We start from the raw sequence: 9,657 nt of genomic DNA, 5'->3' as shown, positions 1-9,657 counted from the left end.
GTGCAGCTCGAGCCGCTGCAACTGTTGAAGAAGATCCCCACGCCCAGGGGGCCGCACGACGCCTACACCTCGCCCGATGGCTCCAGGATCTACGTGGGCGCACAGTTCGGCAACGCCATTGCGGTGCTGGACCCGGCTACGCAGAGCCTGCTGCACACTATCCCGACCAGCAATGGGGTGCGCCCGCTCCAGCCCTCGCATGACGGCAGGACCATCTACGCCGCTCTGTCCAACCTGCTCGGATTCGTGGTGGCGGATCCGGTCTCGCGCACGGTGACGCGGCGCGTCGAGCTGGGCACGCTGCCCGAGGGTGTTCCGCAGCCCTATCTCGATACCTGGACGCACGCGCTCCAGCTCATGCCGGAGGGGAAGGAGCTCTGGGTCACCGACTGCATCAACGATCTGATCCGCGTCGTCCGCCTCTCCGACATGGCGGAGGTCGCGCAGATCCGGGTCGGCCACTTCCCGCACTGGTTCACCATGCGGCCGGACGGCAAGGTTGTATTCGTGAGCCTGTGGTATTCGGACGCGGTCGCGGCCATCGAGGTCGCCACGCGAAAGGTGCTGAGGAACATCCAGTTCGCGCGGCAGAGCGGCCCGAAGCGGATACTGGTGGCGCCCAAGCCGCCGCCTGCCGCGTCGCGGGACGGAAGCTAAGCCGAGAGAGGCAACTTCGGACTAAGTGGTCGAAGGGCCCAGCCCTGTGCCATGGCGGCGGCCAATCGGGGCCGCATCCGGCGCTGATGCGCCGGATGAATGCGGTGAGGCGACGTGCGGGGGGCTTCCGCTCAGGGAGCTTCGGGAGCGACCAGCACGTTGGAGGCGGCGGCAAAGAAAGGGCGGAGCTTCAAGTCTGCCAGTCGCAGCTCGAGCAACCGGCTGCCATTGCTGGTCTTGCCCAGGACGCGCACCACCTCCGCCGGGCCAGCAGTACAATACACCTGCTCACCCACTGCCGGTGTACGCTCCGCGCCTGTGATCGAGCCGGGATAGGCTGCCGGGTCCACGCGCAGGGCCGCCGGGCTCAGACGGTGGACGCTGTTGTTGCCGTAAGCCATGCGCTACCTCGCTCCCGGCGCCTGCCCGCCTGGCGCCTTGTGCCGGTAAGTGATGCGGCCGCGGGTGAGGTCATAGGGCGAGAGCTCGAGGATCACACGGTCGCCCACCAGCACGCGGATCCTGAACTTCGACATCTTGCCCGCCGCGTACGCCAGGACCTTGTGCCCGTTTTCGAGCAGGACGCGAAAGTTCTGGTCGGGAAGGACCTCGGTCACCACGCCTTCCATCTGGATTCCAGGTTGCTTGGCCATGGGCACGACCTCCGTCCCGGGCGCTGCGCGCCCAAATAGAAGCGCCCGCGGCGTGCGTCAGCGGAAGTGCATGCCGCGGGCGAACTGCTGCGAGAGCGTTGGTGCGTTACTATACCACTAATCTAACCTCGGCCCCGGCCGCGGTCCAGCCACAGGATGTCAGGAGCCCGGCACGTCACCACAGCCGCAGGAGCTGCCTGGCATTTCCCCCCAGGATGGCCGCTTGCTGCACGGGCGGGATCCCCAGCCCGGCAATGCTGCCCAGCATGCGCTCGAGACTGCCGATCTGGTGCGGGTAGTCGCTCCCGGCCAGCAGGTGGTCGGGCCCGGCGAACTCGAGGGCCAGCCGCAGCGCGCTCGCGTCGAAGTTCACAGTGTCGTAATAGAAGCGTCGCAGGTACTCGCTGGGCGGACGGTCGATGTGGGCACGGCATTCGCAAAACGCGTGGAACCCACGGTCCAGCCGCTCGGCCAGGTAGGGCACTGCGCCGCCCAGGTGGGCCAGCACCCAGCGGATGCGCGGAAAGCGCCCGGCCACGCCGCTGAAGACCAGGTTGGCGGCGGCGAGCGTGGTATCGAAGAGGAAGCCGACGAGGGGCATGAGCCAGTACTCGGTCATGGCCTCGACGCCCACAGGGTGGATGGGGTGGATGTAGAGTACGGCTTCCAGCTCCTCCGCGCGCTCGTACAACGGCCAGAAGCGCTCGTCGCTGAGCGCCACGCCGTTCACGTTGCTGAAGAGCATGACGCCGGGCAGTCCCAGCTCGCGCACCACGCGCTCGAGCTCGGCCACCGATGCAGCGGGATCATTCAGCGGCAGCGTGCCCAGCGCGGTGAATCGGGCGCCGCGCGTCGCGACCACTTCTGCCAACGCGTCATTCACCAGGCACGCCAGCTCGAGGGCACGGGCGGGCGGCTCGAAGTGCGTGCCCGGTGACGTGAAGCTCAGCACCTGCCGATCGATCCCCTGCTCTGCCAGCACCGCCTCCCGGAAAGCGATGTCGCGGTGTCCCGGCACCACGATGTTGTAGTCTCCGGGGTAGTGCAGCACCGGGTTGCCCTGATCGTCCTCCGCGACGCGCAGGTTCGTCGGCCCCGCGCGCAGCGCCTCCAGGTACGCCGGCGGATAGTAGTGGTTGTGGAAGTCGATGACCGTCATGCCTCGCCTCCTGGATGGGGCATCCCCTTTCGAGCGAGGCCGGTGCGCCGGATGGCGGCCCCGCGCGCCCCCGCCAGATTGGAAAAGGTCAGCGCCGCACCCGCGTCCACCAGGCGTAGACGGGCGCGCCCACCAGCACGAGCAACAGCCCTGCGGCGCTCTCCCGCGGATCGGAAACGAGCTGGTTGAGCACGATCACCGACGATGCCGCCACAAAGAGCAGCGCCGTGAAGGGGTGCCCCCACATGCGAGTCGCAGGCGAGTAGCCGCTGCGGCGGCGCAGCAGGAAGATCCCCGCGGTCATTAGCGCGAAGAAGATCCACTCGGTGTAGACCACGCGGGTGAAGAGCGCGCGGTAGGTGCCCGTGGCCACCAGCACGGAAGCCCAGGCGGCCTGAAGCAGGATGGCGCGGTGCGGCGTACGGAAGCGCGGGTGCGTCTCGCCCAGCCAGCGGAAGATCAGGCCGTCCTGCGCCATCGAGTAGTAAACGCGGGGGCCGGCCAGGATGATTCCGCTCAGGGCGCCGAAGGTCGAGAAGACCACCAGCCCGGAAATCGCGGCGCCGCCCGGCCTGCCCACCAACGCCTCGGCCGCCTCGGCCGCCACCCTCGTCGAAGAAGCGACCGCCTCCAGCGGCAGCACGTACAGGTACGCGGCATTGAGGGCGAGGTAGCATATGGTCACGATCAGCGTGCCCAGAAGCAGCGCGCGGGGGATGGTCCGCCGGGCGTCCACCGTCTCCCCGGCGCAATACGTCACCATGTGCCAGCCGCCAAAGGCAAAGAGCCCGGCAACGACGGCGTTGAGGAATGCCCCGGCACCGGCGCCCCCCGGCACGCCGGCGGCAACCGCGCTCCCGGCGGCTGCGGCCGCGGCGTCGCCCGTCACGAAGTGGGCGGGTAGCGCCGAGCCGAGCACGAAGGCGAGCACCACGATCACGGCAATGGCCGCCAGCTTCCCGGCCGTGAACGCCGCCTGGAGCGTGCTGCCCTGCTTCACGCCCAGGTAGTTGATGCCGGACAACGCGAGGATGGCGGCGATGGCGGCCCCGCGGATGCCGGCATCGCCCAGCGGCAGGAAATAGGCCAGGTAGCGGGCAAAGACGACGCCGACGGCGGCAATGATCCCGGAATGCATGCTCCAGAACATGGCCCACCCCCACAGGAACCCCAGGATCGGTGAGTACGTCTCCTTGAGAAAGGCGTAAACGCCGCCCGTGCGCGGGAAGGCCGAGGCCAGCTCGGCGGTGGCCAGTGCGCCGAACAGGGTGAGCAGGCCGCACACCAGCCAGACCAGAAAGATCAGGGGGATGGACGGGACCTGGCCCGTGATCTCCGAGGGCTGCACGAAGATGGACGCGCCAATGATGGTGCCCACCACCATGGCGGTGGCGTGCGGCAGGCGTATCGCGCGAGCCAGCTCCGGCGCGGTGGGCACAACTGACGCCGTAAGCTCGTGCCTCTCGAGCGTCACCCCACGCGGGTTCTTCCTTGTTCCAGGGAGCCGGCGGCGGACCCGTGCCGGCCCCGCCATGATCGCGTTCCCGAGCGCCGAGCGCAATCGGCCCAAGACGTCCGCCCCGACGCTCCTCCCCCTAAGGTCGCTCCCGGTCGGCCGACAAAGGTGCTGCACGGGACAGCCGCGCACGGCGGCAGCGCTTGCGCGGAGTTCCGGCAGTACGGATCATGAAGCCCTGTATGTCCACACGTCTCCCGTTTTCACTACAGGCAGCGGCCCGCGGGCTGGCCATGGCGATCGCTCTGCTGGTCGCGCCACCTGGCGCACGCGCCCAGCTCGCGCCGGAGGCGGCCCGGCTGTGGGTGGAACGACACGGGATGGAGGCGGTGCGGCAACTCGGCGAGCTGGCGGCCATTCCGTCGGTCGCCAGCAACCCGGCGGGGCTCACGGAGGCGCGGCGCTGGCTGGCGGCCCGCCTCGAGCGCTACGGCTTCCGCACCCGCGAGCTGGACGGCGGCCACGTTCCCGCACTCTACGCCGAAAGGACAGTCGATCCCCGCGCCCGCACGCTGCTGCTCTACTTCCATTACGACGGCCAGGAGGCGGACCCGTCGCAGTGGCGCACGGACCCATTCCTGCCCACGCTCTTCGACGCGACCGGCCGGGAGATCGGGCCAGTGGTCGCGCTTCCCGCCGGGCAGCGGCTCGATCCGGACATGCGCGTCTACGCCCGGGCGGTGGCCGATGACAAGGCCCCGATTGCCGCGTTCCTGGCTGCGCTCGCGCTGCTCGAGGAGCGGCGCATCCGGCCGGCGGCCAACCTCAAGCTGTTCCTCGAGGGCGACGAGGAGTCGAGCTCCCCCGGGATGCGCCGCATGCTCGAGAACCCCGAGTACGCGCGGCTGCTCGAGCCGGCCGAGGCGGTCATCATCCTGGACGCGCCGCGATTCCCGACCAATCCGCCCACCCTCTACCTGGGCACGCGCGGCATTGTCACCGCCGACCTCACCGTCTACGGCGCCAACCGGCCGCTGCACAGCGGGCACTATGGCAACTGGGCCGTGAACCCGGCACTCGAGCTGAGCCGCCTGCTGGCATCCATGGTAGACGACGACGGGCGCGTGCTGGTCGAGGGGTACTACAACGGCCGCACGCCGCTCACGCCGCTCGAGGAAGCAGCGCTGGCGCGGCTGCCGCAGGTGGACGAGGAGGTGCGCCGCGAGTTCGGGATCCCGCGCGCCTACGGCGGCGGGCGACGGCTCCACGAGCTGATCACCTATCCCTCGCTCAACGTACGGGGGCTTGGCGCGGGCTACATCGGCGCGCAGGCGACGACGTCGATTCCCGACCGCGCCACGGCCGCGCTCGACCTGCGCCTCGTGCCGGGGCAGACCGACCAAGCGGTGCTGGCCAGCCTACGCGCCCACCTCGAGAGGCTCGGCTACCACCTGCTGGACCGCGAGCCCACGCCCGAGGAGCGGCTGGCGCACCCGCGCCTCGCGCAGTTCCGCCGCCGGCCCGGCGGCTACGCCAGCTTCCGCACCCCCATGGACCACCGGGCGGTGCAGCAGGCCGTACGCATCGTCGAGCAAGCCACCGGCACCACACCCGTCGTCCTCCCCACCATCGGCGGGAGCGGGCCGCTCGTGCTGTTCCGCGATGTGTTGGGGCTCGCCCCCTTCGGCATCGCCATCTACAACTACGACTGCAACCAGCACGCGGCCAACGAGAACGTGCGGGTGCGCGAATTCCTGGAGGGGATCCGGATCATCGCCGCGCTGATCGCGAACTATGGACGCTAGTCAGAATGCCGGGCCAGCTCAGCTAACGAACAACGGGGACCTTTACCAAGCTGAACTTCCTGGTCAGCCTCTTCCGTGGCGAGATCGCGCGCTCGAGCGGATCGGCCCCCGAACCGACCGCTGTGCGCGCGCTCCGGTTGACCTCCGGCCACACGGCGTTATACATTGATGTATGACGAAAGGGCCAGCATGCTGATGAAGGTACACCCCAAAGGGCAGGTGGTCATTCCGGCTGAGATCCGCAGACGCCTGGGGATCGATGTGGGCGATGTCCTGGAAGTGAACGTCATCCCGGAGGACGGGAAGATCGAGCTCCGGCGACCCAGGCAAGCCAAGGCCCGATGGATGGCCGGCTCCCTGAAGCAGTATGCCCGGGGCAAGAAGTTCCCCTCCGAGCGCCGAATCGCGGAAGCCCTGGGCAGCGGCCTGGCCGGGGGTGGCTGATCCTGTCGACACCAACGTCATCATCCGGTTTCTGGTCGAGGATCCAGAGACGGTTCATCCGGCGTTTCGAGGTGTTTTCTCCTTCTTCGAGAAGCTCGAACGGGGCGAGCGCAGCGCACTTCTGACGCCTATCGTGTTGTTCCAGTCCTACTTCGTGCTCACCAGCTATTACCGAGTCCCGAGGGCCGAGGCCGCGGCAAAGCTAGGGGAGCTGCTCTCCTTCCGGGGGCTGACTGTGCCCGAGAAGGCAATCCTCCGTATGTGCCTGGATACCCTGGCGGAGCGGTCCGTCGATCTGGTGGATGCATATCTCGCGGCGCTGTGCGCCAGACGTCAGCTCAAAGGCGTGTACTCGTTCGACGACGGCCTGGCCAAACTGGGCGTCGAGCTGCTGCCGGTGGATTGACCACGTCGGCATGGGGCCGGGAGCCACAGTGCTCGCCGCCCGAGCCTCATCGCGTATCCACCAGGCTCACCGCCAGCAGCAACGCGATCTTGGTGGCCGTGAGCGCACTGTCCACGTGCGCCCACTCGGAGAGCGTGTGCTGGTCGCCGCCGAAGGCGCGGCCCACCGAGATCGCCGGGATGCCGCGCACGACCGCGGCGTTGGCGTCGGTTGAGCCCGAGGCGATGGCCTGGGTCTCCAGCCCGAAGTAGCCGTGGACATCCAGCGCCGTCTGCACCAGCGGGTGAGCGCGCCGGTCCCGCAGCGCCTCCTCCGTGCCCGCGGCCCGGTTTCGCTGCACCACTTCCTTGGCCCAGCTCACTTTCTCGGCCTGGGCGGCCGCCGCCACCCGCGCCTCGATTTCCGCGTCCAGCGAATCGAGCAGCACCGGGTTCACCGAGCGCAGGTCCATGGTGAACGATACCTCTTCCGGGATGGCGTTGAAGATCTTCCCGCCGCTCAGCACCCCCACGTTGTAGACGGCGCCGCCCCGCCCCTCCGGGATGTGGATCTGGTAGATGGAGCGGATCGCCTCGGCCAGTGCGCGGGCCGGGTGCGGCTTGCCCGCGGAGGTGTTGGTGTGAGAGCCGGTGCCGCGGAAATAGTAGCGCGTCCAGTAGATGCCCAGCGCGCCGTAGTTCACATTGGGCAGCCCGCCATCCAGCGCCACCACCATGTCCGCAATCCGGGGGTTGCGCTCCAGGAAGTAGTCCATACCCCGGAGCCCCAGCTCCTCCTGCACCGTGCCCACGAAGATGAGATCGCCGCGCGTCTGGATCCGGGAGCGCTTGAGCGCTCGCACCACCGCCAGCATATTGGCCAGCGACGCGCTGTTGTCGAAGACGCCGGGCGCGCGCAGCAGGCGGTCGCCCGGTCGGATCGGGCGCGGCCGCGTGGGCGGCGGCGGCGGCGCGTCCGCCGTAACAATCGCGCTTTCCTGGTGCACGTCGGGACGTACCGTAACGTCCGTGTCCAGCGGGTGCACCGTGTCCATGTGCGCCGCGAAGACGACACTCGCGCCTCCACCCGTGCCGCGCCGCCGCGCGATCACGTTGCCCATGGAATCCGTCCTGACTTCCAGTCCCTCCTTCTCCAGCTCCGCACGCAGGTACGCCGCCCGCTCCGCCTCGTGGCCGGACTTGGCGGGGATCTGGGTGATACGGATCCATTCCTCCACCTGGCGAGGAAACTGGGAGTCGAGCCAGGCCAGAGCGTCCCGCACCGCGGGGCGCCGCGCCAGGGCGGGGGCAAAAAGCGTCGGGTGGCGCTCCTGGGCCGGCAGCGGCGATGTTGCCACCATCACCAGCGCCGCGGCCAGGGCGCTCCGGCCGGCGAGCCGGGGGAAATGCAGGCCTCCGCACAGCAGGGCTGCAAAACCACGCAAGCATCTGACCGTCATGAGTCTCCTCCGGATCGGGTATCTCAGTGCACCCTTTCGCAAATCCAGTTACGTGTTCACCGCTGTCTAGTGCGCCGACAGCGCGGAGAGAAGCAAAATGGAACGCGCTAGCCAACCTCTGTGTGCAAGTGAGTCAAGTTTTCTTCGGGTCGCGTTCGGGTCTTGGCCGTAACATGCCTCGGTAGCGTTAGGCAGGAAGTGATGGCGGAGCCCGCCCCCGCTGGCAAGCTGCAACGTTTTCACCGCTGCGGCTATCTAAGGGGTCGGCGGGCGGACGGAGCAGCGCCGTCGCCCCGCTGGCTGAAACCGGAAGCCCCACCCGACCCGTAGAGGAACCATGCTCCCGCGCCTGCAATCCGCTCGCTCGACCTTGCGGCTCAGTCCGCTCTGGCTGCTGCTGGGGCTCGGCCCGGCGCTGGCGCTGCCGCTGCCACTGCTGGCGCAGGCCGATGGCGGAATGCCCAGCTCGACGCCTGCGGCGGGGGCGGAGGCAGGAGACCACGCTGCCAGGGCGCCGCGCGTACAGGCGGCGCAACGCACTGCGCCCGTGTCGATCGACGCCGAGCTGGGCGAGGCGGCGTGGCAGGCGGCTCCCGCGGCCACGGATTTCCGGCAGCAGGAGCCGCACGAGGGTGAGCCGGCCGCGCAGCGCACAGAGATCCGTTTCCTGTACGACGACGAGGCGCTCTACATCGGCGCGCGCATGTACGACTCTCTGGGCGCGGCAGGGATACGCAGCCGGCTGGCGCGCCGGGACCAGGAGGTGGAAGGCGACAACATCATGTTCGTTCTCGACACCTTCCACGACCACACCGGCCGGACCATGTTCCGGGTGACCCCCGCGGGCGCGAAGTTCGACGCGGGGCAGGCCGCCGCCAACGCCGATCCCTCGTGGGACCCGGTCTGGCAGGCGGCCACGCGCGTGGACTCGCTGGGCTGGACGGCCGAGCTGCGCATCCCGCTGTCGCAGCTCCGCTTCCCCCGCGACTCGACGCAGACCTGGGGCCTGCAGGTTTGGCGTTACGTCGAGCGGCTGAACGAGATCTCCATGTGGTCGTTCTGGCGGAGGAACGAGCCGGGCGGGCCGTCTCGCTTTGGCCACCTCGAGGGACTGCACCTCGCCGGCAAGCGGCGCGGCCTCGAGCTGCTACCCTACCTCGTGGCCCGCGGCGACTTCCTCCAGCCGCGGCAGCCGGGCAGCCCTTTCGAGAAGCCCCACGAGTATGGCGCTCGCCTGGGCGGGGACCTCAAGGTGCTGCTCACCTCGACCATTACGCTGGACGCGACGTTCAATCCCGACTTCGGGCAGGTCGAAGTCGATCCGGCGGTCGTCAACCTGAGCGCCTTCGAAACCTTCTTCCCGGAGCGGCGCCCGTTCTTCGTCGAGGGCAGCGGCCTGTTCGGTTTCGGCGGCTTCAACTGCTACTTCTGCAGCAACGTTCAGTCCCTCTCGCTCTTTTACTCGCGCCGGATCGGCCGGCTGCCCCAGGGCTTCGTGACTAGCCCCGCAAAATACGCCCACTCGCCGGAGAGCACGACCATCCTGGGTGCGGCCAAGGTGACTGGCCGCACGGCGGGCGGCTACCAGATCGGCGTGCTGGACGCGCTGACTTCGGCCGAGCAGGCGGAGGCCGTCGAC

10 protein-coding genes are annotated in these 9,657 nt (G+C 68.9%); 5 read left to right on the top strand and 5 right to left on the bottom strand.

The features are described 5' to 3' along the window. Nucleotides 1–657: beta-propeller fold lactonase family protein (locus tag HY703_03285; protein ID MBI4544201.1), on the top strand; the 657-nt coding region annotated here is incomplete at its 5' end. A 131-nt stretch (nucleotides 658–788) separates the two neighbouring features. On the opposite strand, the gene HY703_03280 is transcribed toward HY703_03285, so the two are convergent. From HY703_03280 to HY703_03265, 4 genes are all read right to left on the bottom strand, one after another. After that, nucleotides 789–1,058 (bottom strand): hypothetical protein, encoded by a 270-nt coding sequence (locus HY703_03280; protein ID MBI4544200.1) that lies wholly within the window; start codon nucleotides 1,056–1,058, stop codon nucleotides 789–791. 3 nt (nucleotides 1,059–1,061) lie between these two features. Beyond that, nucleotides 1,062–1,310 carry a translation initiation factor IF-1 gene (gene infA, locus HY703_03275; protein MBI4544199.1) on the bottom strand — a complete coding sequence of 83 codons (249 nt, stop codon included), beginning with the start codon at nucleotides 1,308–1,310 and terminating at the stop codon, nucleotides 1,062–1,064. Between the two features lie 175 nt (nucleotides 1,311–1,485). Continuing rightward, the gene (locus HY703_03270) at nucleotides 1,486–2,469 is read right to left on the bottom strand and encodes an amidohydrolase (GenBank protein MBI4544198.1); all 984 of its coding nucleotides are present in this window, start codon (nucleotides 2,467–2,469) and stop codon (nucleotides 1,486–1,488) included. 88 nt (nucleotides 2,470–2,557) lie between these two features. After that, the gene (locus HY703_03265) at nucleotides 2,558–3,943 is read right to left on the bottom strand and encodes an amino acid permease (protein ID MBI4544197.1); all 1,386 of its coding nucleotides are present in this window, start codon (nucleotides 3,941–3,943) and stop codon (nucleotides 2,558–2,560) included. Between the two features lie 224 nt (nucleotides 3,944–4,167). On the opposite strand from HY703_03265, the gene HY703_03260 reads away from it, so the two are divergent. From HY703_03260 to HY703_03250, 3 genes are all read left to right on the top strand, one after another. Then, a complete protein-coding gene (locus HY703_03260; protein MBI4544196.1) occupies nucleotides 4,168–5,730 on the top strand; it encodes a M20/M25/M40 family metallo-hydrolase in 1,563 nt (520 codons plus the stop codon). 189 nt (nucleotides 5,731–5,919) lie between these two features. Beyond that, nucleotides 5,920–6,174, top strand: a complete 255-nt coding sequence (locus HY703_03255) for an AbrB/MazE/SpoVT family DNA-binding domain-containing protein (protein ID MBI4544195.1) — start codon at nucleotides 5,920–5,922, stop codon at nucleotides 6,172–6,174. Next, on the top strand, nucleotides 6,167–6,580 hold the full coding sequence (locus tag HY703_03250; GenBank protein MBI4544194.1) for a PIN domain-containing protein: 414 nt from the start codon (nucleotides 6,167–6,169) through the stop codon (nucleotides 6,578–6,580). Before HY703_03255 ends, HY703_03250 begins: the two co-directional genes overlap by 8 nt. Nucleotides 6,581–6,626: 46 nt before the next feature. Here HY703_03250 and HY703_03245 read toward each other — a convergent pair whose 3' ends face one another. Beyond that, nucleotides 6,627–8,018, bottom strand: coding sequence for a M20/M25/M40 family metallo-hydrolase (locus HY703_03245; GenBank protein ID MBI4544193.1), 1,392 nt, complete (start codon nucleotides 8,016–8,018; stop codon nucleotides 6,627–6,629). A 337-nt stretch (nucleotides 8,019–8,355) separates the two neighbouring features. Here HY703_03245 and HY703_03240 point away from each other — a divergent pair. Next, the coding region (locus tag HY703_03240; protein ID MBI4544192.1) for a carbohydrate binding family 9 domain-containing protein at nucleotides 8,356–9,657 on the top strand (1,302 nt) is incomplete at its 3' end.

The sequence above is a fragment of the Gemmatimonadota bacterium genome, assembly GCA_016209965.1.
GTDB lineage: Bacteria > Gemmatimonadota > Gemmatimonadetes > Longimicrobiales > RSA9 > JACQVE01.
Note: the sequence above shows the minus strand (reverse complement) of the source record. Positions and strands in the feature narration are given on the sequence as shown.

What these genes read in the sequence shown, in the direction of transcription:
- infA (MBI4544199.1), bottom strand. Translation starts at nt 1,310, where the DNA reads ATGGCCAAGCAACCTGGAATCCAGATGGAAGGCGTGGTGACCGAGGTC.
- HY703_03245 (MBI4544193.1), bottom strand. Translation starts at nt 8,018, where the DNA reads ATGACGGTCAGATGCTTGCGTGGTTTTGCAGCCCTGCTGTGCGGAGGC.
- HY703_03260 (MBI4544196.1), top strand. Translation starts at nt 4,168, where the DNA reads ATGTCCACACGTCTCCCGTTTTCACTACAGGCAGCGGCCCGCGGGCTG.
- HY703_03270 (MBI4544198.1), bottom strand. Translation starts at nt 2,469, where the DNA reads ATGACGGTCATCGACTTCCACAACCACTACTATCCGCCGGCGTACCTG.
- HY703_03280 (MBI4544200.1), bottom strand. Translation starts at nt 1,058, where the DNA reads ATGGCTTACGGCAACAACAGCGTCCACCGTCTGAGCCCGGCGGCCCTG.
- HY703_03255 (MBI4544195.1), top strand. Translation starts at nt 5,920, where the DNA reads ATGCTGATGAAGGTACACCCCAAAGGGCAGGTGGTCATTCCGGCTGAG.